This is a genomic window from Acidipila sp. EB88, from assembly GCF_003858395.1.
Lineage (GTDB): Bacteria > Acidobacteriota > Terriglobia > Terriglobales > Acidobacteriaceae > EB88.
Genome location: NZ_QWEV01000005.1, coordinates 284,232 through 310,723, shown reverse-complemented (window position 1 = coordinate 310,723; position 26,492 = coordinate 284,232). Strand labels below are relative to the sequence as shown.

Below are 26,492 nucleotides of genomic sequence, written 5' to 3'. Positions count from 1 at the left end.
GTAATCGATGATTAGAGGCACCCTTCGTGCCGGAGGTTGCCCTGGCGTGCTGGGTCGCCACCCTGGTGCTGGATGGCAGCGTTTTCGTCGTTGCCGCAGGCGCACATGGCTCATGCCCCCAGGAAGCGCGCATAAAGCGACCGCGCCTGTGCCACATCCGTGGTGCCCTGCACCAGGGTACGTCCGTCCGGAAAAACCGTGAGTGTGAAGGGAGGACGTGTGAAGCGAAGCAATAGCTCGTTGAATCGCACGCTGCCATGCGGCTCCAGCGTGCGGGCCAGGTCCGCAAACGTGATCGAGCGGCGATGCTCATGTATCTGTACCGAGTTGCGGCCGCAAAGCGTAATGTGCGGCCGGGCTTCTCCACGCAGGTGGGTGAACTCGCGGGTCGGCCCGCACACCCTGCAGTCCGCACGTGGGGTGGCGGCGGCTCGCAGTTCTGAACGCTCGTTGGTCCAGAGGTCGTGCGAGAGCAGCGTGCGTCGCATCGCATGCTCTGCGCCGGTGAGAAACTTCAATGCCTCCATCGCCTCAAGCGATGCAGCAAGGTTGACGGCCATTCCGAGGATCCCGGCGGTGTCGCAGGTCTCCACCGGTCCCGAGGGCGGCTTGGGGAATAGGCAGGCCAGGCAGGCGGTCTTCCCCGGCAGGATGTTCATGGAGACGGCATACGCACCGACCGCACCGGCGTAGATCCAGGGCTTGTTCTGCTCCACGGAATAGTCGTTCAGCAAGTAGCGGGTTTCGAAGTTGTCGGTTGCATCCAGCACCAGGGAGCAGGCATGCAGAAGCGCATGGATGTTCTCCGGCACGAGGTCGGTGACATGGGCATCCACCCGGATCTCGCTGTTGAAGCGATGGATCTGGCGGCGCGCAGCCTCGGCCTTGGGCAGTGCCGCGAGGGCGTCTGCCTCGTCAAACAGCACCTGCCGCTGCAGGTTGCTCGGTTCCACGAAGTCTCGGTCGATCAAGGTAAGCCGGCCTACGCCTGCGCGCGCCAGCAAGCCTGCGACCGCGGCGCCTGTGGCACCCACTCCAACAATGGCGACGTGCGCTTGTGCAAGCCGTGCCTGTCCGGATACCCCTACGGGAGAAAACAGGATCTGCCGGGAGTAACGGTCGGTAAACTGGGCGGATCGATCGTCCGCACGGCCTGCGGAGTGGCTCGCCGCCGGTTCCCCGGCCTGCATCGTACCTGCATCCTCAGCAGGGTGAGCGCGCTCGACAGTACTGTTGACCGCATCGCTTTTGCTGGATGGAAGGTGCACTTGGACAGGTCCTTGTCGTTAGTATAGGACGGTCACGGCGCAGGGGAGCCCATGCGTCGACAGAACGCTCAGGCGCAGGCACCTGGCAAAGATCGCACTGCACACTCGGCTGGCCCTTCAGTGGGCTGCATGACTTGAACCGGCTAAACAACTGATTGATGCAGCTCAACGCTTTCCCGTGAAGCTGCATCCTAGAAGCGACACGAGACCATGCAGCGATCGAGAAGCGGGCTACCGCTCAATCCCCCCATTTCCATTCGCTTGTTTCGCAACCCTGCGGCTGGGGTGCTGTTGCTCCTGGCCACAGCCTCGCCGGTGGCCTGGTCGCAAGGCATCACCTCGACCGCGCAACCCACGGCGCAGCAGCCCGCCGGCAACACACCTCCCGCAGGGCAAACGTTGCCCAACGCTGCGAAGCTTCCCTCTTACGACGAGAGCCATCCCCTGAGTGCACAGCCGCCCATCGGCCAGGTGGGCAACAGTGCGGCCAGCCTGCAGGCATGGCGCGGCCTGACTGTAAGCAGCATCCAGTTCCGGGGGGTGGACGCTGATCGTCTGGCGCCGCTGCAGCAGGAGCTTGCCCTGCAGCCTGGCCAGCCGCTGGACCCGGCAAAACTGCGCAGCAGCCTGCGCCGGCTGTATGCCACGGGGCTCTACAGCACCATTGATGTTGCCGGGATCCGCACAGGTGACCAGGTAAGCATCCTGTTTGATGGCAGGCCGCAACTGTTCATCGGCCGTGTCAATGTGAATGGCGTCAGTGACGAGAACTTCACGAGCCTCCTGCAGGTGGCTACCAAGCTGAGCCCGGGTACACCGTTCACGCAGGCCAAGCTTGACCGCGGCAAGACCCTGATCGAGAAGCTGCTGGTCGACAGTGGGTACTACCAGGGCCAGGTCATCGAAGGGCAGTCGACCGACCCTGTGAATCAGCAAATCAACATCAGCTTCGTCGTGACCACAGGTACCAGGGCAAGGGTCGGGACCACCCTGGTGCATGGCGACGCAGGCCTGACACAGAAGCAGTTTCAAAAAGCATCCAAGCTGAAACCCAGCGTGCGCGTCTCGCGAGATACGGTCAACACGGCGCTAGCCAAGCTGCGCTCGCACTACCAGAAGCAGCAGCTGCTTGAGTCCAAGGTGACGCTCGAGAGCAAGACCTTTGATGAGCCCACCAACCACCTGAACTACGTCTTCAACGTGAACAAGGGCAACAAGGTCGTCGTCCTCATCAACGGGGTCAAGGCGAGCAAAGGAAGCATTCGGAACCTGGTGCCCATCTATGAAGAGGGCACGGTCGACGAGGACCTGCTCAACGAGGGCGATCGCCGGATCCGGGATCTGTACCAGCGCAAGGGCTACTTCGATATCACGGTGTCGCACACCAACGTGCGCCTGCCGAGCGGGCAGACGCTGATCACGTACACGGTGGACCTGGGCAAGGTGCACGACGTGGATTCGGTGTCGATTGCGGGCAATCACTACTTCCAGAGCAGCCTGATCGAACCGCGTTTGAACGTGCACCCGGCAAGCATCTTCGATCACCGCGGTACCTACAGCGCGGCGCTGGTCGCGTCTGACATCACGACGATCACGGCGATCTACGAGGGCAGCGGCTTCTCGCATGTCGTGGTCAAGCCCGTGGTGAAGGACTCCGAGGTCGACCGGCATGGGCGCCCGTCCAAAATCGCGCACATGACAGTGCGGTACGAGATCACGGAAGGCGTGCAGCAGAGGTTTGGTTCGTACAAGCTGGTCGGCAACATCAAGGTGCCAAACACGGTCCTGCTGCCCCTGTTGAACACGCAGGTCGGCCAGCCGTACAACTCCAATAACCTGACGGGCGACCGTGACGCCGTGCTCACCTACTATCTTGGTCACGGCTATGACCAGGCAGCGGCAAACCTGAAGCAGGCGCCGGACCCTCGCGACCCGAACCTGATCGATGTCACCCTCGAGATCACCGAGGGCGAGCAGATACACATCAACAAGGTCATTATCAGCGGCCTCCACTACACGCGCCCAAAGACAGTGGACTCGCACATCCTGGTGCATGACGGGGACCTGCTGAACCAGAGTGCGCTGATCGATACGCAGCGCCAGTTGTATGACCTGACACTGTTCAACGGCGTCACCACGGCGGTGCAGAACCCCAATGGGGATGAACTGCGCAAGAATGTGCTGCTGCAGTTCAACGAGGCGAAACGCTGGGATGTCACGTATGGTTTCGGCTTTCAGGCACAAACCGGCACTCCGGCTGGTTGCAACAACTCGCTCACGGCAGCACAGCGTCTCGCGAGCGGGATCACCTACTGCAATCCCAACGGCAACTTCGGCATCAGCGAACTTGTTTCGCTGAACGTTTCCCGCACCAACCTGCGTGGAACAGACAACAGCCTCACGTTGAAAACCACATATGGCTCGCTTGAGAAGATCGCGCTGCTGACCTTTACCGATCCGCACCCGTTCGGCAAACGATCCTTCACGCTTTCGGTCGATGGCGGCTACTCGAACGAGCAGGATGTGACGACGTATGCTGCGGCCCGCCTGATTGGCAACGTGCGTGTCACCGAGCGCGTGAGCAAGCCGGTCACGCTGATTTACTCGTACCAGTTCCGTCGCATCACGCTCGACGCCAATACGCTGCAGGTTGCGCCGAGCGAGGTGCCGCTGCTCTCGCAACCGGTGACTGTCGGTGGCCCCGGTTTCACGTTTATTCGCGACACGCGCCGGCCCACTGCGCTCGACGCGACAGGCGGCACGTACAACACGGTGCAGGAGTTCTTTGCCGACGGCAAGTTCGGCGCGGCTTCGAACTTCAATCGTCTTGAGGGAACGAACTCCTCCTACTACCCGTTCGGCAATGTGCATAAGTACGTATTTGCCCGCAGCACCCGCATCGGTTTTGAGCGCTCGTTTGGATCGCCGGCCCAGGAACTGATTCCGCTGCCCGAGCGTTTGTATGCTGGCGGCGCGCAGTCTCACCGCGGGTTCGGGATCAATGCAGCGGGTCCGCGCGACTCCATCACCGGCTTCCCCATTGGCGGCGGCGCCGTGTTCGTCAACAGCTTTGAACTGCGCCTGCCACCACCGACACTGCCGGTCGTTGGTTCAAGCGTGAGCTTTGTTGTGTTTCACGACATGGGCAACGTGTTCGTCAAGGGCAGCGACATCTGGCCGAGCTTTCTGCGCTTCCATCAGCCCCAGTCCCACGCAGGCTGCGCTGACCTAAGCGATACCGATCAGCAACTGCCGAACCCCGAGCACAACAGCATTGGGCTTGTCGGGCTCTGCAACTACAACTACTTTTCGCATGCGCTGGGCCTGGGAGCCCGGTATGGAACGCCGGTTGGGCCGATCCGCGTGGATGCGAGCTACAACCTCAATCCAACGACCTTTCCGCAGATCGACAACTACAACCTGACTAATGCAAGCGCACCGCCGCAGGTGGGCAAATCCGGTCACTTCAACTTCTTTTTCAGCATAGGGCAGGCATTCTGATGCGCAGAACGATAGCGCTCTTTCTTTCGTTGCTGGTCGGCCTGCCGGCTCTCGCGCAAAACGTCGCCCCCGTGCAGAACAATGCGCAGACCCACGTGACCCCGGAGCAGAAGTCCGCTGCAACCGGGACGGCGAACAAGGCAGCCGCCGCGGAAAAGATGGGCGCGCCTGCTCCGGAGAATGCGTCCGTCGTCCTGGACAGTGTCATCGCCATCGTGAATGGGGATGTGCTGCTGCAGAGCGACGTGGAGGAAGAGCGGCGCTTCGAATCTTTGCAGTTGCTGTCGACCGATGAGAACAACGATGTACGCGCAGCACAGCACCTGATTACGCGCACGCTGATCCTGCAGCAGATGAAGGAACAGAACCAGGACAATCCGGGGATCACCCAGGCGGATACGGACAAGGTGGTCAACGAGTTGAAGAAACAGCTGCCCGGCTGCCTGCCGACGCGTTGCCAGAGCGAAGCAGGCTGGACGAGCTACCTGGCAGAGCGGGGCCTGACGCCCGTGCTGGTCGAACAACGCTGGAGACAGCGTCTGGTGATCCTGAACTACGTCAACCTTCGCTTCCGCGAAGGCATCCGCGTCCCACCGGCCGATGTGCAGAGTTATTACGAAAAGCAACTGGTGCCCCAGTTCGAAGCAAAACACGAGAAGGCGCCTACGCTGAAGACGCTGCGCCCGCGCATTGAAGAGCTGCTGGTGCAGGAAGCCGTGACCAAGCAGGTAAACGACTGGGAAACCACGCTGCGCGAAGAGGGCAGTGTGCAGATCCTGGTACCGGCCTATGGCAAGAGCAGTGAACACGATGAAGAAGACGACTTAGCCGGAGGCGGCCTATGAGCACCAGCCCCAGTTCCTTGTTTGGCCGCCGCACGGGTCGGGGATTGCCCGACGACGAAGGGCCGCGACACCGCCACCTGTTCGTGAAGATACTGCTGGGCCTGATCGTATTTGTCGCCGTGGTGGTGGCAGCACTAAGCTGGTACGCATCCACGCCCCAGTTCGCCAACAAGGTGCGCACCGAGCTGATCAAGGTGCTTGAAGACTCCACCGGAGGCAAGGTGGAACTGGGGGCATTCCGCTGGCGTCTGCTGCACCTCGAGTTTGAAGCGGACAACCTGACGATCCATGGCCTCGAGGCCCCGGGCGAAGTGCCGTATGCGCACCTGGACCGTCTCCGCGTTCAGGTCAAGATCATCTCGTTCTTCCGGGCCAAGGTCGGGTTGAACTATCTCGGCATCGACAAGCCGGTGGCGCACCTGATCGTCTACAAGGACGGCTCGACGAACCAGCCGGTGCCGAAGAAGAAGAGCAGCACGCCGACAGACCTGAACTCCACCATCAACCAGGTCTTCGACCTCGCCGCCGACCGCGCCGAGATCAACGATGGCACCGCGCTGATCAATCAGCAGGCGATCCCGTTCGCGCTCGCTGCGAACGACCTGGAAGTGGGCATCAACTATCTGCCCACCACCGACCAGTACAAGGCTTCGCTCTCGATCGCCGACCTGACGGCGAGGCGGGCAATCGCCGCTCCTATCCACTCCAAGCTGTCTGTGGCGGCGGTGATGGGTCGCAACAATCTTGACGTATCTGACCTGCAGTTCACCGCGGGCGCGTCCACGCTGGCCGCGCATGCCAGCGTGAGCAACTTCGCAGACCCGCACTGGCAGGCTTCCGCCAAGGGCACGGTGGACCTCCGCGAGGCAGAGGCACTGGCTGCTGTGCCAGGGCTCGATCGTGGCGTGATCCGCCTTGATGTCGCAGGCAAAGGCACCAAGGCTCTGTTTTCACTCGATGGAACCGCGGCCATCGCCGGGGCGACCTATCGTGGCTCGGGCGTGAACCTGAGCGGGCTGGATGCGACGACCAAGATTCATGTCGACCAGGACCTGCTCGCGGCGACGGACCTGCGTGCGCACCTGCATAGCGGCGGCACAGTGCTGGCCGATGCGCACATCGAGCACTGGCTCGCCCCGTCCACACCCCCTTCGTCAGCGCCGGTCGTGACCACCAACGCCAAGGTTGCTGCGACCACGCGCGCGGCCCAGGAAGTCAATCGCGCGGTTGCGAATGCAACCAGCAACGCACCGGCCAAGGCGCAGGTATCGCAGGGCGCGGTCAACGCGAAGCTCCAAGGGTTCACGCTGCCGTCCATCCTCTCGATCGTGGCGCCGCCGAAGTATCAGCACCTGGGCTTCTTTACTACGGCGAACGGCACGCTGAAGCTCAACTGGACGGGCAACGCGTCGGACCTGGCTGCCGATGCGCGCATCGCGCTGAGTGCGCCGGCCGCGTTGCCCAGCGGTGACGTACCGGTCAACGGGATCATCGACGTCACCTATGCCGGACGCAGCAACAGCCTGCTGGTGCACCAGCTGGATGCGCACACGCCGGGAACCCAGCTGAATGTGACGGGCGGCGTCGGGCTGGCGGCTGGTTCGCGCTCGTCGCTGCAGACACAGCTCACCGTTACCAACCTTGCCGAGTTCAACAAGGCCTTTGCCGCGCTGGGTGTGGGCGGAAAACAGGGAGCCTCGGCCCTGCCGGTGGCGCTGCACGGACAGGCCTCGTTCCATGGCCTGGTGACCGGCAACCTCGCCGCGCCGGATGTGACCGGCCACCTGGCGGTGTACAACTTCGACCTGCTGCTCGCGAACACGCCCGCAGCAACAACCGCGCCAGCCGCGGTTGCAAACGCAACGCAGCCGACCGGTCCGGATGGGAAGACGGTGCCTGTGCCGGCCGCAATGACCGCCCAGCCCGGCACGCCCACTGCTTTCCACATCGACTCACTGACAGCGGATGCCGAGTACTCGCCGGCATTGATCTCCGTGCAGAGCGCACTGATCACCCGGGGAAAAACCCAGGTGCATGCCTCCGGCCAACTGCATGCGCACCGAACCCGCCGCAAGGGGTACGTGTTTGACAACGATGCGGCAATCCAGGGTACGGCCAGCATCAACGATGCGAATGTGCCCGACCTGCTCGCGCTTGCCGGTCAGTCCACGCTGCCGGTCACGGGCGTGCTGAACCTGAATGTCAATGTTGGCGGTACCCTGGGCAACCTGGGTGGCGGCGGCCGCCTGGTGGTGAATGGCGGCCAGGTGTACGGCGAACCATACAAGAGCCTCACGGCCGACCTGTCGTTCGCAGGCCAGGACGTGGGCGCTTCGCAGTTCACCTTCCTGGTCGGCGGCGGCCAGATTGCCGGCAATGGAGGCTACAACCTCACCAGCAAGCGCTTCCACTTCCAGACCCAGGCCAGCGGGCTCAACCTGGACAATTTTCAGGCACTCAAGAAGTCGCCCCTGCTGGTGCATGGGAACCTCGCCTTCAATGCGCAGGGCGAGGGCACCGTGGAAGCGCCGACCGTGCAGGCGGCTCTTCACCTGACCAACCTCGCGGTCGCGAGCCCTGCGGGTGGGCCTGCTTCAACCGGCGAGATCGACCTGACCGCACACACCGCGGCCGGAGACCTGATCGCCGATCTCGACGCGCGGCTGAGCGGGGCCGAGGCCAAGCTGCATGCGCAGACCAGTCTGAGCGGCGACTACACCACGCAGGCGAAGCTAACCCTGGCTAACCTCGATATCAACCCGTTCCTGCAGTTGTTTAATGTGCAGGGAGTGAAGGGCAGCTCGATCATCGCGGGCGACGTGACGATCAGTGGTCCACTGGCCAAGCCGAAGCAGCTGAACGGCGATGCCGAGCTCTCAAAGATCTCGGTAACGGCGCAGGGCGTGACGGTGGCGACGGACGGCGGGTTGCGCCTGTCGCTGCGCGAAGGCATCGCGCAACTGCAACCGGTACGTATCACCGGGCCGGGCACGGACCTGCATGCGGAAGGTCGGGCGGCACTGTTCGGCACGGACCGGTTGCTGGATGCACAGGCAAACGGTTCGCTGAACCTCTCCGTCGCGAAGACCTTTGACAAGGACCTGAACACGACCGGGAATGTCACCTTTCATTTCACGGCAACGCGCACAATCGAGCACCCTGACCTGGAAGGCTCGGTCGACTTCCACGATGCCAACCTGGCCTACGGCGACTTTCCGAATGGCCTGAACCATCTGAACGGCTCGCTGGTCTTCGATCAGGGGCGGCTCTCGGTCAGCAACCTGAAGGGCACCAGCGGCGGCGGTGATGTGACCCTTGGCGGCTTCATCAGCTATCAGCAGGGCGTCTACGCTGACCTGTCCATACTCGCAAACCAGGTGCGGGTGCGCTACCCGTCCGGCATCAGCACGGTGTTCAACAGCAAGATCCGGGTGCAGGGTACGCAGCAGAACATCCTGGTGAGTGGCGGCGTGCTGATCACGCGCTTCTCCATCAGCCCGGGTCTGGATGCCTCGGCGTTCTCATCCAACGGCATCTCGCCGCCGCCCGATCCCACGGCTTTCGGCAACCACATCCGGCTGGACGTACACGTCACCTCGTCCCCGCAGCTCGACATCAACAACACCTACGCCAAGCTGGCAGGCGATGTGGACCTGTTCGTGCGCGGCACGGCTGCCGAGCCCTCGGTGCTCGGGCATGTGTCGATCACGGAAGGCGATGCCACGTTCGCCGGCACGCACTACGTGTTGCAGCACGGGGACATCTACTTCACCAACCCGGTACGGATCGAGCCAACGATCGATCTCGAGGCAAGTGCGCATGTCGAGGATTACGACGTAATCATCGGGCTGCATGGCACGGCCAGCAAGCTGACCCCGACGTTCCGGTCGGAGCCGCCGCTTTCCGAGCAGGACATCTTCTCGCTGCTGGCGCTGGGGCGCACGCAGGAGGAGCAGCAGATCTACTCGCAGCAACAGTCGGCAGCCGGCGTGAACTCAACGGCGGACTCACTGCTGGGAGGAGCGCTGAATGCAACGCTGTCCAGCCGCATCAACAAGCTGTTTGGCGGGGGCAGCGTCAAGATCGATCCGACATTTATCAGCGGGACTGGCAACTCCACGGCGCGCATTACCGTGCAGCAACAGGTCTCCAAGAACGGCACGGTCATGTACGCGACCAACGTCAACTCCACTGCGCAGCAGCTGATCCAGGGCCAGTACAACCTGACGCCCAATGTTGCAATCGTGGCGGTGCGTGACGAGGCCGGGGTTTTCAGCATGCAACTGAAGCTGCATCAGCGGTATCGTTAGTTGGCTCTGCAATGGCCATTGAGCCGTTGTACATACCAGGAGGTAGTCGCTTGAACAACGGAACGCGCACGCACAACGCAGGCACCGCACGCATGCTCACTCTTCTGTTGGCAGGGAGCCTGGTTCTGGCGCCTGGCGCTCTGCAAAGCCGGGCGGCATCAGTACCTTTGCAGGCGGACGCCTCGCAGTTGCAGACGGAGCTCTCCAAGACGCTCAACAAGAAGCAGTTCAGCGGGGTGCAGGGGTCCGTGCAGGGCACCACCGCACTGCTCAAGGGCACCGTGGATGTATTTGATGACAAGGAAGAAGCGGGCAAGCGCGCGCGTCACGTCAAAGGCATCACGGCTGTTGACAACGAGATCCAGGTAGCGGGGCCGTCGGTTCCGGATGCGGAGTTGCAGCAGAAGCTTGTGAAAGCGATTTCGTACGACCGGGTCGGGTACGGTACCACAGCCTTCAACGCCGTTTCGGTAGTGGTGCATGGAGGCAATGTCACCCTGGGCGGTCATGCCTACGGGCCAGTAGACGCGGCGTCCGCCGTGGCCGTCGCAAGCAATACCAAGGGCGTCCGGGATGTAATCAACGAGATCCAGGTGGATCCCACCTCGCCGATGGATGATCGCATTCGGATCCAGGCGGCGCGGACCATTTACGGCTTTCCGAGCCTGAACAAGTACGCGATTGATCCCGCGAAGCCGATCCGCATCTCGGTGCAGAACGGCAACCTGACGTTGTACGGCGTCGTGAATTCGCAGTCGGACAAGGACGTCGCCGGGCTGCGAGCGAACAGTGTTCCGGGAGTCTTCAAGGTCGTCAACAACCTGCAGGTGGCGACCAGCAGCGAAGGCAGGTAGCCAGACTTAGTACGTGTGCGCCCGGAGCTGCGGTGGTGACGAGTGGACGATACACTGGCTCCATGGCTCTTCTCCGCTCTGTCGGCCACACGCTCGAGATGATCAAGTGGGAGCACTCTGTATTTGCGCTCCCATTCGCGCTGACCGCCGCCGTCCTGGCTGCCGATGGCTGGCCGCACCCCATGCAGATTGTCTGGATCATCGTCTGCATGGTCACGGCACGGTCGGCGGCGATGGCTTTTAACCGCTGGGCTGACAGCACCCTTGATGCAGCCAACCCGCGCACCAGTATGCGCGCCATTCCGGCCGGAACGCTCTCCCGGAACTTCGTCGGTGGCTTTGTGCTGGTTTCGGCGCTGCTGTTTGTACTGGCTGCCTCCCGGCTGAACATGCTGACGCTGTTGCTGTCCCCGGTCGCGCTGGGCGTGGTGCTGCTGTACTCCTACACCAAGCGCTTTACCCGCTGGTCGCACGTGTTTCTGGGCGTGGCGCTGGGAATCGCGCCGGCCGCGGCCTGGATCGCGATTCGCGGATCACTGGATCCCCGAATCCTCACGCTGGCAGCCGCTGTGCTTTTCTGGGTGGGTGGTTTTGATGTGTTCTACAGCTGCCAGGATGCGGAGCACGACCGCGCATCCGGCCTGTACTCCGTGCCGGCGACTCTGGGCATCCCGGGTGCATTCTGGGTGGCCCGCATCATGCACTGCGTCATGCTGTTGCTGCTGGTGTGTATGGTGCAGCTTTTCGGCCTCGGACTTGTTGGCCTGGCCGCCGTCGCCCTGGTGGCGATGTTGCTGCTCTATGAGCACTCGATCATTTCACCGCGTGACCTGTCGCGGATGAATGCGGCGTTCTTTACCCTGAACGGGGTCATCTCGATCGTGTTCTTCGTGGTGATTGCGTCGGCAGTGTGGGTGGGGCGTCACCATAGCGCTTAGCGAGCCCCCATCACGGTTACAACGCTGAACGACGACCCGAAATGATCTGGATGAGCAGTACAACGATGGCGAGCACCAACAGGATGTGAATGTAGGCGCCGATCGCGTGGAAGCTGACGAGGCCGACGAGCCAGAGAACAAGCAGTACAACAAAGATAGTCCAAAGCATGAGGCTCTCCTGAAAGCGTTTTTCGTATTCCGCAACATTAGGGTGCACGCATCTTCTTTTCGGTTGCGTACGCGCAAAATTTTTCTTGCCAGGGCGCTCGCCCTTTGCTCCGGGAGTGTTTAGTATGCGCATCGCCATTCAAGGGGAGCGGGGATCGTTCAGCCACCAGGCGGCTTTGCGGCTTGTTCCGGATTTTGCGGAGTTGCAGGCGTGCTCGCTGTCGCCGGAGGTATTCGCCAGGGTCGTCGATGGCCGGGCGGATGCTGCTGTGATTCCAATCGAAAACTCCCTGGCCGGCTCCGTGCTTGAGCATTATGACCTGCTGCTGGCACACCCGGTGCATATTGAAGCGGAGCTGCTGCTGCGGATCCGGCACCAGTTGATAGCTGCGCCCGGTACCTCCCTGGATGCGGTGCGCGAGGTGTTTTCGCATCCCGTGGCCCTGGCGCAGTGCCGCAACTTCTTTGTTGCTTACCCGGCGCTGCGGGCAATGCCGTTTTACGACACTGCCGGCTCGGCCGCACACGCGGTGGTGACCGGCGGCATCGCGGCAATCGCGAGTGAACAAGCCGCTGCGGAGTACGGGGGAGAGATCCTGGCGGCGGGCATCGAGGACCATACGGAAAACTACACCCGGTTTTTGCTGGTCCGCGCAGACGCGACAGCGTCGCCGGACGTGCCGGGCGTCGTTCAGAGCGACGTGGCAGCGGGGAACAAGGTTTCTCTCGCGTTCGCGGTGCAGAACAAGCCCGGGGCCCTGGTGGAGGCGCTTGCCGTCTTCGCGCGGCACGGTCTTAATCTTTCCCGGCTGGAGTCGCGCCCGGTCCCTGGAACTCCCTGGGAGTACGTCTTCTACGCCGACTACCGGTTTACGACGCCCACAGCGGCGCTTCTCGCGCTGGGAGAGCTGCGCGCCCTGTGTTCCTTCGTGAAGGAGCTGGGCCGCTACATGACTGCGGTACCCGGGCCCGAGTTGCCTAGGTAGTTCAAAAAGAACCACTTAGGGCATGCCCGGGGTACCTTGGTGACGCTGACGGACGTTTCGGTATGAAGAAGCGGGGTGCTTGGTCGATACAACAGACACAAGAGAGCCGCCACATGAGGCGCCGAAGTAGTTCACGACTGTTCACTTCGGCAGGTCCACGCTGATGGGACCTGCCTATTTTTCTGGTGCATCGTTTTCAAATATGCGGCGTCAAATAGCAGTTAGTTGATAAAGGTACACTCATGTCGAATGACTTCCTGAGCATCATCCGCCCCAGCGGACCGACGCAGCGTAGTGAGCGTGACGAGCGTGTTTCAGCCCGTAGACGGACGCTCCCTGTGCTGCCTTTACGCGATACCGTGCTGTTTCCGCATGCCGTCCTGCCGCTGACGGTAGGTAGGGAAGGCTCTATCCAGCTCATCCAGTCCCTGGGTGAGGAGAAGACCATCGTAGTGGTGGCGCAGCGTGACTCCCGGCAGGATGCACCCCAGCCGGCTGATCTGCACACCTATGGAACGATCGCGACCATTCACAAGGTCGTCAAGATGCCGAACCAGAGCCTGTTTGTGTTTACCGAAGGCGTGGAGCGGGTCAAGCTCGACGACTTCGAGCAGATCGAACCCTTCATGACCGCCTCGGTCGAAACGGTTCCCGAACTCGCCGCGACGGCGGGACCGGAGCTGGAAGCGCTGCAGCGCAACATCGTTTCCGACTTCCAGCAGATCGTCGCTGCCTCGCCCACGCTTTCAGACGAGCTGCAGGCGATTGCCGCGCAGATCGAAGACGGCTCGCGCCTGGCGGACTTCGTCTCATCGTCGCTGCCGTTCCTGTCCACCGCCGACAAGCAGGAGCTGCTGGAAACCTCGGACGTGCAGAAGCGCCTGGAGCGCATCAACAAGCACCTGGCCAAGGAAGTGGAAGTGCAGTCGCTGCGGAACAAGATCCAGTCCGAGGTCCAGGACCAGGTGCAGCAGTCGCAGCGTGACTACTACCTGCGCGAGCAGATGAAGGCGATCCAGAAGGAGCTTGGCGAGGGCGACGAAGGTCAGCGCGACATCGAGGAGCTGCGCGAAAAGATCGAAGCCGCCGGCATGCCGGAGGAGACCAAGAAAGAAGCGCTCAAGGAGCTGAACCGGCTCAGCCGCATGTCGCCGATGGCCGCCGACTACTCGCTGACGCGGAACTACATCGAGTGGCTGGCAGTGCTGCCGTGGTCCAAGAGCACGGGTGGCACGATTGACATCGCGGTAGCCAAGGAAGTGTTGGACGAGGATCACTACGAGCTGCGCAAGGTCAAGGACCGCATCCTCGACTACCTCTCGGTACGGCGCCTGAAGCCTGACATGAAGGGACCGATCCTGTGCTTCGTCGGACCTCCCGGCGTGGGCAAGACCTCGCTGGGCCGTTCGATCGCGCGTTCGCTCGGTCGCAAGTTCCAGCGGGTGTCTCTCGGCGGCATGCACGACGAGGCCGAGATCCGCGGGCATCGCCGGACCTACATCGGTGCGCTGCCGGGCCAGATCATCCAGAACATCAAGCGGGCCGGCACCAATGACCCGGTGCTGCTGCTGGACGAGATCGACAAGCTGGGCCGCGATTTCCGGGGAGATCCATCGTCTGCGCTGCTGGAGACGCTCGATCCGGAGCAGAACTCGACGTTCCGCGACAACTACCTGGACCAACCTTTCGACTTGTCCAAGGTGCTGTTTATCTGCACGGCGAACCAGCTGGACACGATCCCGGAGCCGTTGCGGGATCGCATGGAGATCATCGAGCTTTCCGGCTACTCCGAAGAGGAGAAGCGGCACATCGCTTCGCGCTACATCGTGCCGCGGCAGATCAAGGAGAACGGCCTCACGGGCGAGCAGATCGAGATCCCGGAGGACACGGTCGGGTTCGTGGTGCGGCATTACACGCGGGAAGCGGGGGTGCGGCGGCTCGAGCAACTGGTCGGCACGATCTGCCGCAAGCAGGCGCGGCGGCTGGCCGAGGGCCACTCCGACAAACTGGTGGTGTCGCGCGAGAATGTGCTCGAGTTCCTGGGCGGCATCAAGGTGCGCGTGGATACGGAGCTTGCGGAACGGACGGCGCGACCTGGAGTTGCAGTCGGACTTGCGTGGACCCCGGCGGGCGGCGATGTGTTGTTCATCGAGGCTAACCGTATGAAGGGCAAGGGTGGATTCACGATGACGGGCCAGATCGGCCAGGTCATGCAGGAGTCCATGCAGGCTGCCCTGACGTGGGTGCGTTCGAACGCGGTAGCGCTTGGACTGGGTGAGGACTTCACCAAGGATATCGACCTGCACATCCACGTGCCGGCTGGTGCGATCCCCAAGGATGGCCCTTCGGCAGGCGTAACGATGGCGACGGCGCTGGTGTCGTTGCTGACGGATCGCCCGGTGCACCCGCTGATCGCGATGACGGGTGAGATCACGCTGTCGGGCAACGTGTTGCCGGTGGGCGGGATCAAGGAGAAGTTTCTCGCGGCGAAGCGGGCAGGCGTAAAGCACGTGATCCTGCCGGCCGATGTGCGCCAGAACATCGAGGAAGATCTTTTGCCGTCGCAGACCGAAGGCGTGACCATCCACTATGCGCGCCGGATTGAAGACGTGCTGGCGGTCGCTTTGCCCAAGGACCTGCTTGAGGTGAAGGCTGACACGACTGTACGGGAAGAGGTACTGGAGCACGCGGACGCGTAAGCAATTGCTGCGGTGAGAAGCCCGTCTCGATTCTGAGACGGGCTTTTTGTTTCCCCGGGCTGCCTGTTGTGGGAACGGACAGTAACCGTGCTGTACGAATCACCACGCTTCGGCCTGCCCCGCCAAGCGATAATGAGCGAGACCGCGCTGCGCGCAACCCCCTTGCGCGCGGGCGGCGGCTCGGCTGCGCCGATCCCGAACCTATCCCGAACCAAGAGGACCGATGGCAACAAAGGCAGCTTCTGCCGAGGCCCGGCACGCTTTGATCCTTCGGCACATGCCTTCGCTGGACTCGATCCGGGGCGCGGCTGTGCTCATGGTGCTGTTCTTCCATGGCTTCTCAGGCTATGGCTGGCAAGGGTTGCTAGGCGGCTTCTGGGGGAGGCTGGTGCAGGCGTTCTTCGGCTGCGGGCGGTTCGGCGTCAACGTCTTCTTCGTGCTCTCGGGCTTCCTGATCACGGAGCTGCTGTTCAAGGCGCGCGAGCGCACGGACTTCTACCGCAACTTCTACATGCGCCGGGTGCTGCGCATCCTGCCGATCTACCTCGTGGTGCTGGCCGTGCTTTGGCTGTGGCACGTGGTGGATGGGCGGTTTGTGCTGGCGGCGGTGCTGTTTCTGGCGAATTTCTCGAAGCTGTTTGGCGCGCCGCTGGGGGAGTACGGGTCGCTGTGGTCGCTGGCGGTGGAGGAGCACTTCTATCTGCTTTGGCCTACCTGTGTGCGGCGCCTCGGGGAGCGCACGCTGCTGGTGCTGCTGCTGATGGTGGTGATCGGCGAGCCGTTGCTGCGGCTGGTGGGGCTGCACTTCAACAGCCACATGGACGTGCACTACAAGACCCCGTTTGTGCTGGACTTCATCGCGTATGGCGCGTTGCTGTGCCTGCTGATCCGGTCGCGCCGCATCCACTTCGGCAACGTGGCCCGGGTGGGCGGGGTGGTGCTTGCGGTCAGCGCCGTGCTGTGCACGCTGGTCGTCTGGCTGGCTGCGTTCCACGAGACGGCTCCGCTGGATGCGCTGGCGGACCTGCCTTTCTCATGGGGCGCCTGCGGGGTGCTGCTGCTGGGGCTGCGGCGCGACCACGATCGCGTGGCTGCGACCGGCGACAACCGGGCAAGGGGGCTGTTGCCGTTCTTCGGCTACATCAGCTACGGGCTGTACCTGATCAACGTGCTGGTGTACGCCAAGGGCAGAGAGCTGCTGACGCACATGCTGGGGGCTGCGGCGCTGGACCGCTTCGCGATCTACGCGAGCGGCGTGTTCGGCTGCATGGTTGTGGCCACGGTGGTCGCGTACCTGTCCCGCCGCTTCTTCGAAGAGCCGTTTCTGCGGCTGAAGGACCGTTGGAAGGACCGCGCCGGGAGCCGTGCGGAAGCGGCGTAAGGGGCAGGGCAGCCTCCTGCTCGAGCGTGCTCGCCGCTGTGGCTGTTTCGATCCGCAAGCATGATTGCTACGTTGTACCCGCGTGCGCAAGTGAGCGCTTTCCGGACGTATGTTTCCGCGGTCTTGCGTGAAATCGCGGCTGGTGCATAACTACGCAAAAAGGTGCACGCCAATCGTGCGGTCGGGTTTTATGCATGCATATTTATGCGTTGCGTGAAGATCCGCGCTGGTGTGGCAAGATGTCGCCGCCTGGAACTATGCTCGCTGCTGATCTTATCGAAAGGACTTAGCGGCGGCAGCGGCCGGGCACGGCGCCGGTGAGGGCGAGCACGTTTCCTGGAATGGGATAGCGGGTAACGCATTATCATGGCGCCGGTCTGGCGGTCGCACGCTTGTTGCGCACCAGTTGCACATGGATCGCGCGCCTGTCGCACACCTGTTCGATCGCTTGTTGCGCGACGGCCGGAGCGCGTGGGAAGGGGAGGGCGCCTTCTCCCCTCGGGCTAGACGGTGGCCAGTTCTCGGCGCTCGCGGCTGCGGGGCTGGGTGGCGTCCTTGCCGCCCATGCGTACGCTGACGACCTTGGAGACACCGGGCTCCTGCATGGTGACGCCGTAGATCATGTCGGCGGCGGTCATCATGCGCTTGGAGTGGGTTACCATGACGAACTGCGTGTCGATGGACATGGAGCGGAGCAGGTCGGCGAGGCGTCCGACGTTGGTTTCGTCGAGTGGGGCGTCGACCTCGTCAAGCACGCAGAAGGGCGCGGGCTGGAACATGAAAATGCCCATGAGCAGCGAGAGCGCGGTGAGCGCCTTTTCGCCGCCGGAGAGCAGGAAGACGTTTTGCAGCTTTTTGCCCGGCGGCTGCGCCACGATGTCGATGCCGGAGTCGCCGGAGTTCTCCTCGTCGGTGAGGCGCATGGAGGCGACGCCGCCGCCGAAGAGGCGCGCGAAGACCTCGCTGAAATTCTGGTTGATGCGTTCAAAGGCATCGTCGAACTTGGTGCGGGAGATGCCGTCGAGCTCGCGGATGGTGGAGCGGGTGTTCTCGATGGAGTCGAGCAGGTCCTTGCGCTGGGTCTCGAGGAACTGGTGCCGGGTCTCGGTTTCCTTGAACTCCTCGAGCGCCATCATGTTGACGGGGCCCATGGCTTCGAGGCGGCGCTTCATCTCGCGGCAGGCTTCTTCTTCGGCTGCGAGGCTTTCAGCGGCGAGGGGTTCGATCTCGGATGCGGCGGTGGCGGCGCGGAGCTGATCGGCTTCGACGCCGAGGTCCTGCACGCAGGCTTCGGCGAGGTGAGCGAGCTCGGCGGTGAGGCGGGCGGATGAGGCGGTGCGGCCGGCGCGCTGCTCGCGTGCGGCTTCGGTGGCGGCGCGGAGCTGCTTGAGCTGCGTTTCCGCCTCGGCGAGCCGGGCGCGCAGGGCAGAGGCTTCCTCGGCAAGGGTGCGGACCTGAGCTTCGGCCTCCTGACGCGTGTGGTGCAGTTCGTGCTCGCGCGCAGCGAGGGCGTCGTTCTCGTCGGAGCGCTGGGCCTGCTCGCGGTGGGCGCTTTCAATCTGCTGCTCAAGCTGGTCGATGCGTCGCGTGGCCTCGGCGCAGAGGCGCTCGGTGCGGGCGAAGCCGGCCTCGGCGCCGCGGCGGCGCTCTTCAAGGCCAGCCAGCTCGGCGGCGACGGAGGCGGCTTCCGACTGTGCGGTGTCGCGCGCGGCGCGTGCCTGCGCGACTTCGGCGAGCAGCTCTTCCTGGCGGGCTTCCACCGCTTGCTGCGACTGCTCGAGCCGCTCTGCGTCCTCGGCCTTGCGAGCGATCAGCGCGGTTTTCTCGTCGCGCTGGGAGCGGGCGCGCTCGCCCTGCAGGGTGTACTCCTGCAGGCGGCGTTCGAGGCGCTGGCGCTCGCCTTCCATCTGGCGCAGGGCGGCGCTTTCGTGGGCGCTTTCGCGCTCGGCGTGCCGGCGCTCCTCGGTCTGGCTGTCGATGCGGCGGGCGAGCTCGGCAAGGGTGTGCCCGAGTGCGGCGGTCTGCATTTCCGACTGGGCGAGGGAGGTTTCGACGCTGGAAAGCTTTGTCTGGACGTCGCGGAGTTCGCGCTTGAGGGCAAGCGGGCCGCCGGAGCGGGTTTTGCCGCCGGACGCGGTGAGGCTGTGGAAGCACTCGCCGTCGGGAGCGAGGAAAAAGGCTTCGGGGTGCGCGAGGGCCAGGGTGCGGGCGAGGTCGGCACTTTCGCAAACGTAGCCGTTGCCGAGGCGGGGGATGGCGGCGGCAAGGGCAGTGAGTAGCTGCCCGGCGGCGTCTGGTTCACGGCCTGGCTTTTGCCCGGTCGACTCGCTGGCTCCGTTGCTCCCTGCGGACTCGCCGGCTATGCCGATGCAGGCGCGCAGGCTGACCACGCCGGCGGCTTCAATCGCGGGGGGCACGGCATCGGGGAGGGCAGCGCCGACTTGTTGGGCGCCGGTGGGACTTTGCCCGGAGTGATCTGAATTCTCAGGGTGAACCAGGAAGGTGGCGCGGCCTTCGATGCCGCCCTCGTTGGTGTTGCGCCGGAGCAGCTGCAGGCCGTGGGTGGCGGCAGTCCAGTTGCGGACCACGACGTAGTTGAGTTCGTCGCGGAGGAAATCGTCGACCACGGCTTCGTACTGCTCGCCCACTTCGAGCAGGTCGGCGAGGGTGCCCAGGGGCTTGGCGTCGCCAGACAGGGCATCGGCGCGGAGGAGCTTCTTGACGGTGTCGGTGGAGTAGCTGTGTTCGCGCAGCAGGGACTCGAGCGACTTGGCGCGGCCGGCAAGGGTGGCGCGCTCGGAGCGCAGGGTGTCGCCGCGGCGGCGGTTCTCCTGCTCTTCAGCGCGTTTGGCGCTGACCTCGGCGCGCAGGGCGGCCAGCTCGGACTCGAGGCGCTTGAGGGTTTCGCTGGCGGACTCGAAACGGAGGGAGACCTGGCCGCGCTCGACGCCGAGGGCTTCGAGGTCCCGGCGGGCAGCTTCGAGCTCGCCGGCGAGGCGGCTCGCATCGCGGTCGACCGACAGCAGGGCTTCTTCGGCCTGGGCCTGCTCGCGACGCACGTTGGCGACCTGCTGGAGGAGCTGGTTGGCTTCGCGACGGGCGGCTTCGACGCGCGCTTCGGCCTGCGCGACGGCGGAGGCGGCCTCGCGGGCGGCGTGCTGGCGACCGGCAGCCTCGGCGCGGAAGCTTTCGGCTTCGGCGGCGGCGGTTGCGAGGAACTGCTGCTGCTGGTCCTTCTCGGACTCGAGGCCGGCGCGCTGCTCGTGGGCCTGTGCGAGTTCGGCGGTGTTGCTGTCGATGCGGTGTTCGAGCTCGGCGAGGCGCTCTGCGTTGCTGTGCTGGCGGCTGCGGGCGCGCTCGAGCTCGACTGCGCTTTCGCTGGCGAGTCGGCCCTGCTCCTTGGCGCTGGCGTCGACGGCGTAGCCGCGCTCCTGCCCGGCGGATACCTCGGACTGAAGCTGCTCGACCTCGTGGGACTGCGTGTCGATGCCGGTGGAGAGGGTGGCGATCTCCTGCTCAAGGGTCTGCAGGGTGGCGTCCATGCGGACGAGGCGGGTGGCGAGGACGATGCGCAGGCGGCCGCGGAGCTCATCGCGGAGCACGCCGTAGCGCTCGGCCTTGGCCGCCTGGCGGCGCAGCGAGACCATCTGCTTGGTCACTTCGTCGAAAATGTCGTCGATGCGGGCGAGGTTCTGGCGCGCCTGTTCGAGGCGGAGCTCGGCGAGGCGCTTCCTGGTTTTGAAGCGGGTGATGCCGGCGGCTTCTTCGATGATGGCGCGGCGGTCGTGGGGCTTGGAGCTGAGGAGCTGGCCGATCCGCTCCTGCCCGATGATGGCGTAGGACTCGGGGCCGAGGCCGGTGCCCATGAAGATGTCGCGGATGTCGGAAAGGCGGCAGAGCTTGCCGTTGAGCAGGTACTCGCTGTCGCCGGTGCGGAAGAGGCGGCGGGTGATGACGATCTCGCCATGGCGCGGGGTCTTCTGGAACTTGCGCCGGCGGATCTTGAGCACGACATCGTTGGAGCCGGGAGCGTGTTCGGCCTCGGTGGGCTGGCCGGCTGCGGTCGCTGCGGAGTCCGGGCCTGACTGTCCGGGTTGGGATGCGGACGCCTCGGGGCCGTTGGAACCCTCGGGGACGTCGAGGACCTGGCCGGGCTGGGCTTCGGCGATGAGCTGCTCGACCTCATCGGCCTTGGCGGCGCGCAGCTTCGCTTCGTCCCAGTCGTCATCGAGGCTGGCGTCGCTGCTGTCGACCAGGATTTCCGGCTCGTCGGAGAGCGGGCCGCTGCCGTAGGCATCCGGATCGATCAGCGTGATGGAGACCTCGGCCATGCCGACGGAGCGGCGGTCACGCGTGCCGGCGAAGATCACGTCTTCCATCTTGCCGCCGCGCAGGCTCTTGGCGCTCTGCTCGCCGAGCACCCAGGTGACGCCGTCGAGAATGTTGGACTTGCCGCAGCCATTGGGTCCGACGACGACGGCGATGCCGTTGCCCGGAAGCTGGACTTCTGTCTTGTCGCAGAACGACTTGAAGCCAAGGATCTGGATCTTTTTAAGCTTCAGCAACGGGTCTCCGGCTCCCTCGGACAGGGAAGCTTTGCTCAAAGAGTATGCGTTGGTCCAGCGTGGGGCAAGCGAGCAGCGGGCCGGGAGCGTGCACAATCTGGTCCGCGCCCGGGCGCGGTGTGGATAAGGCGGGACCGAATACTCGTCCCCTCGATCAACCGGCAGGCCGTGCGCATCCAAGCCGTTTATGTCCTTGATGCAACAGGTCGACGCGATCGATGTAGCCGAGCCTGAGACGGCACCGCGCGTCGAAGAGTGCCTGCTGGAGTCGCCGGTTTCCCAACCCAGGCACCCGGCAGTGGTGGAGGTTTCGCAGCGACGGGACGCGGTGCCGCGCCTGCGCCGTCTGGCCGCGATCGCGCTGTCGATCCTGGCGGCGGTGCAGTTTGTAGGTGCTTACCTATACCTGGAGTTCCCGTACCTGGACGTCAACCTTTGGGAGCGAGGCTATGCGCCGCTGCCGTTCCAGACGCGCCTGCTGCTGGCGCCGCTGTATCGCTGGGTAGATACGGCGCCGTGGAGCGTGCATTTTGCCTCGAAGCTGGCGCGCAACAACTACTTTTTTCCGCGCGGGGTGACGCCGGCGCTGGTGCTGGAGTTCGTGGTGGGCGTTGCCTGCGTGCTTTTCAGCGGCTGGGTGGCGACGCGGCTTTACCAGGCGGGTAGCAGAAAGCGGCTACTAGGGCCGTTTGTATTTCCGCTGTTCCTGGTGCTGGCTACCGTGCTGTACATCGTGCATACGGTGCAGAATTTCCGCTATGTGTATGACATGCCGAGCCTTGCGGCGTTTGCCTGCGGCTTTTACCTGATCTACTTCCGCAAGCCGGTGCTGTGGTTTGTGCTGTTGTTCGCGGTGGCGACGCTGAACCGCGAGACCACACTGCTGCTGCTGCCGTTCTGGGCGATCTCGGAAAGCCTGGCGAGCGAAGGGCGCTTGAGCGTGCGTGGGCTGCTGCGGTGGCGGGTGCTGCTGGTGGCGGGGCCGCTGCTGGTGTTCTGGGTGCTGTGGCACCACATCGTGTTCGGGATTTTCAAGACCAATGCTTCGGAGTACTACCCGCGGTTCCTGTTCAACCTGCGCTGCTTCGCGCGGCTACGGTACTGGCCGCAGCTTGCGTGTGCGTTCGGGTTCCTGTGGCCTTTCCTGATGCTGTACTGGCGCGAGGTGCGGGACCGGCAGCTGCGGGCATGGCTGCTGGTGCTGCCGGTCTGGTACGCGTTTATGTTTCAGTGGGCGATTCTGACGGAGACCCGCGTGTTCGGGGAGCTGCTGCCGTTGCTGGCGCCGGTGGCGGTGATCATCGCCGAGGAACTGCTGAGTGCCAGGGTACTGCGGCTCGCCGCGCAGGACACGGCGCCAGCGTTGCCGCGTGAGATGGGCCGCGGTGGATGGACCGAGCGGGTGCTCGAGGAGAACCACCCGCCGACGGTGGTTGCCGCGTCGCGTTAGCTCTTGCTGGTGGGGCGCATGAGCACCTCGGAGACGAAGCTTTGCTGCTCCTGCCGGACCAGCATTTCGACGACATCGGCGACGTCGCCGGGCTGGATTTTGCGCTTTGCCCGCTCGTCTTCGCCAGCATCGCCGCCGCCGAAGCCGGTATTGACCGAGCCGGGGGCGACAACGGAGACGCGGATGCCGTGCGGGCGAAGCTCCTCCGCAACCGAGTAGGTGAGGCCATTCAAGCCCCACTTGGAGGCGGAGTAGGCGGCGCCGTTGGGCAGGGGATTGCGCCCGGCCAGCGACGAGATGTTGATGATGTGGCCGCTTTTGCGCTCGATCATGAGAGGCGCGAGTGCGCGGATCATGAGGAAGGGACCGCGGAGGTTGGTGTCCATCGTCTCGTCCCATTCGTCCGGGGTCATCTCGTGGAGCGGCTTGCCGATGCGGCCGACGCCGGCGTTGTTGACCAGCACATCGCAGCGGCCTGAGCGGTCGCGCACCGTCTGCGCGAGGGCTTCGGCGGCGGCGGGGTCGCGCAGGTCAAGCGGATGCACCAGGGCTGAGCCGCCCTTGGCCACGATGGCGGCCTGGACGGCTTCGAGCCGGGTACGGTCGCGCGCGACGAGCAGGACGTCAGCGCCCATTGCGGCCAGACGGTGGCTGATTGCTTCGCCGATACCACGTGCCGCGCCGGTGACCACGGCGAACTGGGATGCCATGCTTTGTGTGTTTGCCATATAGAGGAGAGATGCAGCGTCGGCGGCTGCCGGTCTGGTTCTGTGCTGTATCGGCACAGCCCGGGTATGGTCCGGCTATACGTATGGATTTTCTAAGCGAGTGGATTGTGCGTTATAAGAGTGGAGAACGGTTCCGGCTGGGTTTGTTCTCTTCGCGATGAACGAAAGCTGCACGGATACTCGGTTCCCAGAGCAATCCCAGATCGACCCAGAACTTCAGGAGCGTTGCATGAACAAGGTAGTTGTCGCATCACTGCTCGCGTTTGCGACCAGTACACTCGCCGCACTCCCTGCCGTCGCCCAGGACCAGACCACTGCCGCAGCGCCGGCGCAAGGTGCTTCATCCGGACAGATCACGATCAAGGATCCGGCGGAGTACAACGCGTACACGAACGCTATTGGACAGAGCTCGCCCGCAGCAAAAGCGCAGGCTATCGAGGCATTTCTCACCCAGTATCCGAACTCCGTGGTGAAGCAGGACATGCTGGAGCAGCTGGTGGGCGCCTACACGCAGGCGAACGACACGCCCAAGACCATGGACGCGGCACGCCGCCTGCTGGTGGTGGACCCGAGCAACATGCGCGCGCTGACCTACATTGTGTACGTGGAGAAGCAGCAGGCGCAGGGCGACCAGGGAAAGCTGGATGACGCGGCCTCGCTGGCGCAGAAGGGCCTGGGCTCGAGCAAGCCCGCGGCGATGTCGGACGCGGACTACACCAAGCTGAAGGCCGTGGCGACCCCGATCTTTGAGAGTGCGATTGCTGCCGATGACACGGGCAAGAAGGACTACAAGGGCGCGATCGATGCATACCAGGCGGAGCTGAAGGCGTACACCGACCCGACGCAGACCCAGACCGGCCCCGGACTGCTGGACACCTACCTGCTTGGTCAGGCGTACCTGCAGGTGGACCCGAAGGACCTGGTCAACGCGATCTGGTACCTAACGCGCGCGGCGCAGTTTGCCCCGGCCCAGTCCAAGGACCAGATCGAGAAGACTGCCGAGTATTGGTACAACAAGTACCACGGTGGGATGGACGGCTTTGACCAGGTGAAGACACTGGCCATGGCGAACCTGATGCCGCCGCCCGACTACAAGCCGGTACCGGCACCGCCGCCGCCATCGCCCGCCGACCTGGCCCACAAGGCCGTGGAAGGAACGGCAAACCTGAAGACCATGGCGCTGACGGACAAGGAGTTCGTGCTGGCGAATGGTTCGACCGAGGATGCGGAGAAGGTCTGGGCCACGATGAACGGCCAGACGTTTGCGATCCCGGGCAAGGTTGTGGTGGCGACCGCGGACTCCGTGCAGCTGGCAGTCTCCGAGGATGCGCAGCAGTCGAACAAGGCGGACTTCACGATCAACATGAAGGAACCCTTGAAGACGGTGCCGACGGTGGGTGCGACTGTGACCTACGTGGCCACGTTCGATTCCTACACGCAGAACCCGCCAATGATCGTGCTGAAGGATGGCGGTCCCAAGGCAGCAGCGGCACCGGCGCACCGCGCGACGCGTCGTTAAAGTAGGGCTCCCAAGGTAACGTGGGAAGAGCGAAACAGCGAGGGTAGCCTGCCAAGGCTACCCTCGCTGTGCGTAGTGCGGTGGTAGAGTAAGAGGCGCATGAACGTACAACGCCGCCTTGCCGTCGCACTCGCCTGCCTGCCCCTTGCAGGGTCTCTTGTACTTGCCCAGCAGAACGTGCCCTCAAACGCACAGCAGCCAGACCCGGCGCAGACGGTGCCGCCGAGCGCGACGCAGACTGAGCCCGGCACGCACAGCTCGCAGCTGACCCCGGCGAGCAAGTCGCCGGCGCCGGTGCAGCGGCCGGATGTCCGCCTGGACTCGAAGCCACACACGGACATTGATTTTTCGATCGACTCCTCGAAGGAGGCGCCGGACCTTGGACTTGGGTCCGCGCAGATGGACCTGGGCCCGGATATTCTCCCGACGACGCCGCCGGGCATGCTTGCAACCAGCGAGCCGGGCAATCCCCGGATGGTGTACTACGCGTTGCCGGGGCATACGGCGACCGACATGGGCGCGGGGGATGCCAGCATTTTGCAGAGCCGGCAGGCGGAACTGGAGCATGCGGCGCGCTCGCACGGGTTTGACCTGAAGCAGGGTGGATGGGCTTCGCGGCAGTCGATCTGCCCGGCGCCGGCAGGGATGCCTGCGGAGCGTGGGGGGCTGCTGCTGCTGCGCTTTGACCGGCAGGATGCCGGACGGGTGTGGGCGTTTACGGCGGTGGTGCCCGGTGACGCGAAGGAGCCGATCCGGGTGGTGCCGATTGCCAAGGGTCGGCACGAGATCGAGCGGGAGTTCCTGAGCAAGAAAACGAATCGCAAGGTCGTGGAGGCGGTGATTGCGCCAGCCGCGCTGTATGGAAACCTGCAGCCACAGCAGGCATGGATGGCGGCCTCGGCCTGCGCCGCGGCAGTGCAGGGGGCGACCCCGAACATTCCCAACGAGCCGTACCTGTCGGAAGCCGTGCTGACCGCGCCGCCGCCGATGGTGGACCTGGGGCTGGATGGCAAGCGCTGGCTGACCTTTACAGACCAGGTGAATGACAGGCTGTACGTGGTGTGGCACGAGGAAGTGTCCAACACAGGCAAGCTGCGCAAGATCGAGCACGAGCAGAATGTGATTGTAGCGAGACCGATCACAAATCCGCCGGTGCCGGTGGCGACGTATCTTGCGGATGTTCCGCAGCCGCCGAGCCGCATGATGCCGGATCCGCCGAGCCCTGTTCTGGGTTCGCAGCAGTAGTTGATTCGGTCGCGACCTGGCTGGAGTTGTTTTCG

General features: G+C 64.0%; 15 protein-coding genes. 11 read left to right on the top strand and 4 right to left on the bottom strand.

All coding sequences use genetic code 11. From position 1 onward, the window contains the following. Positions 1–110 precede the first annotated feature (110 nt). Positions 111–1,190: a ThiF family adenylyltransferase gene (locus tag D1Y84_RS02225; RefSeq protein WP_124847060.1), complete on the bottom strand. Its 1,080-nt coding sequence runs from the start codon at positions 1,188–1,190 to the stop codon at positions 111–113. A gap of 288 nt (positions 1,191–1,478) precedes the next feature. On the opposite strand from D1Y84_RS02225, the gene D1Y84_RS02220 reads away from it, so the two are divergent. The 5 genes from D1Y84_RS02220 to D1Y84_RS02200 all read left to right on the top strand — a co-directional run bounded on the left by D1Y84_RS02220 (position 1,479) and on the right by D1Y84_RS02200 (position 11,716). Beyond that, a complete protein-coding gene (locus D1Y84_RS02220) occupies positions 1,479–4,769 on the top strand; it encodes a POTRA domain-containing protein (RefSeq protein ID WP_124847059.1) in 3,291 nt (1,096 codons plus the stop codon). After that, positions 4,769–5,614, top strand: a complete 846-nt coding sequence (locus D1Y84_RS02215; protein ID WP_124847058.1) for a peptidylprolyl isomerase — start codon at positions 4,769–4,771, stop codon at positions 5,612–5,614. The genes D1Y84_RS02220 and D1Y84_RS02215 overlap by 1 nt, the downstream gene beginning before the upstream one ends. Further along, entirely contained in the window at positions 5,611–9,924 is a 4,314-nt protein-coding gene (locus D1Y84_RS02210) for a translocation/assembly module TamB domain-containing protein (protein WP_124847057.1), read from the top strand. The genes D1Y84_RS02215 and D1Y84_RS02210 overlap by 4 nt, the downstream gene beginning before the upstream one ends. A 50-nt stretch (positions 9,925–9,974) precedes the next feature. Continuing rightward, positions 9,975–10,778, top strand: coding sequence for a BON domain-containing protein (locus D1Y84_RS02205; protein WP_233581001.1), 804 nt, complete (start codon positions 9,975–9,977; stop codon positions 10,776–10,778). Between the two features lie 62 nt (positions 10,779–10,840). Beyond that, positions 10,841–11,716: a UbiA-like polyprenyltransferase gene (locus D1Y84_RS02200; protein ID WP_124847056.1), complete on the top strand. Its 876-nt coding sequence runs from the start codon at positions 10,841–10,843 to the stop codon at positions 11,714–11,716. A gap of 16 nt (positions 11,717–11,732) precedes the next feature. Here D1Y84_RS02200 and D1Y84_RS02195 read toward each other — a convergent pair whose 3' ends face one another. Then, on the bottom strand, positions 11,733–11,885 hold the full coding sequence (locus D1Y84_RS02195; protein WP_124847055.1) for a lmo0937 family membrane protein: 153 nt from the start codon (positions 11,883–11,885) through the stop codon (positions 11,733–11,735). A 124-nt stretch (positions 11,886–12,009) separates the two neighbouring features. Between D1Y84_RS02195 and D1Y84_RS02190 the strand changes: the two genes are divergently transcribed. From D1Y84_RS02190 to D1Y84_RS02180, 3 genes are all read left to right on the top strand, one after another. Next, the gene (locus D1Y84_RS02190) at positions 12,010–12,870 is read left to right on the top strand and encodes a prephenate dehydratase domain-containing protein (protein WP_124847054.1); all 861 of its coding nucleotides are present in this window, start codon (positions 12,010–12,012) and stop codon (positions 12,868–12,870) included. Between the two features lie 242 nt (positions 12,871–13,112). Beyond that, a complete protein-coding gene (gene lon, locus D1Y84_RS02185) occupies positions 13,113–15,569 on the top strand; it encodes an endopeptidase La (protein WP_124847053.1) in 2,457 nt (818 codons plus the stop codon). A 223-nt stretch (positions 15,570–15,792) separates the two neighbouring features. Further along, entirely contained in the window at positions 15,793–16,950 is a 1,158-nt protein-coding gene (locus tag D1Y84_RS02180; RefSeq protein ID WP_124847052.1) for an acyltransferase, read from the top strand. 503 nt (positions 16,951–17,453) lie between these two features. Here the strand turns inward: D1Y84_RS02180 and D1Y84_RS02175 are convergent. Further along, positions 17,454–21,515: an AAA family ATPase gene (locus D1Y84_RS02175; protein WP_124847051.1), complete on the bottom strand. Its 4,062-nt coding sequence runs from the start codon at positions 21,513–21,515 to the stop codon at positions 17,454–17,456. A 187-nt stretch (positions 21,516–21,702) separates the two neighbouring features. Here D1Y84_RS02175 and D1Y84_RS02170 point away from each other — a divergent pair, with 187 nt between their 5' ends. Next, positions 21,703–22,965, top strand: a complete 1,263-nt coding sequence (locus D1Y84_RS02170; protein ID WP_124847050.1) for a hypothetical protein — start codon at positions 21,703–21,705, stop codon at positions 22,963–22,965. On the opposite strand, the gene D1Y84_RS02165 is transcribed toward D1Y84_RS02170, so the two are convergent. Beyond that, positions 22,962–23,693 (bottom strand): SDR family oxidoreductase, encoded by a 732-nt coding sequence (locus tag D1Y84_RS02165; protein WP_124847049.1) that lies wholly within the window; start codon positions 23,691–23,693, stop codon positions 22,962–22,964. The genes D1Y84_RS02170 and D1Y84_RS02165 overlap by 4 nt on opposite strands. A 229-nt stretch (positions 23,694–23,922) precedes the next feature. Between D1Y84_RS02165 and D1Y84_RS02160 the strand changes: the two genes are divergently transcribed. Together D1Y84_RS02160 and D1Y84_RS02155 are read left to right on the top strand one after the other, a co-directional pair. Further along, positions 23,923–25,212, top strand: coding sequence for a lipopolysaccharide assembly protein LapB (locus D1Y84_RS02160; RefSeq protein ID WP_124847048.1), 1,290 nt, complete (start codon positions 23,923–23,925; stop codon positions 25,210–25,212). A 99-nt stretch (positions 25,213–25,311) separates the two neighbouring features. Next, positions 25,312–26,457 carry a hypothetical protein gene (locus D1Y84_RS02155; protein WP_124847047.1) on the top strand — a complete coding sequence of 382 codons (1,146 nt, stop codon included), beginning with the start codon at positions 25,312–25,314 and terminating at the stop codon, positions 26,455–26,457. Positions 26,458–26,492 lie beyond the last annotated feature (35 nt).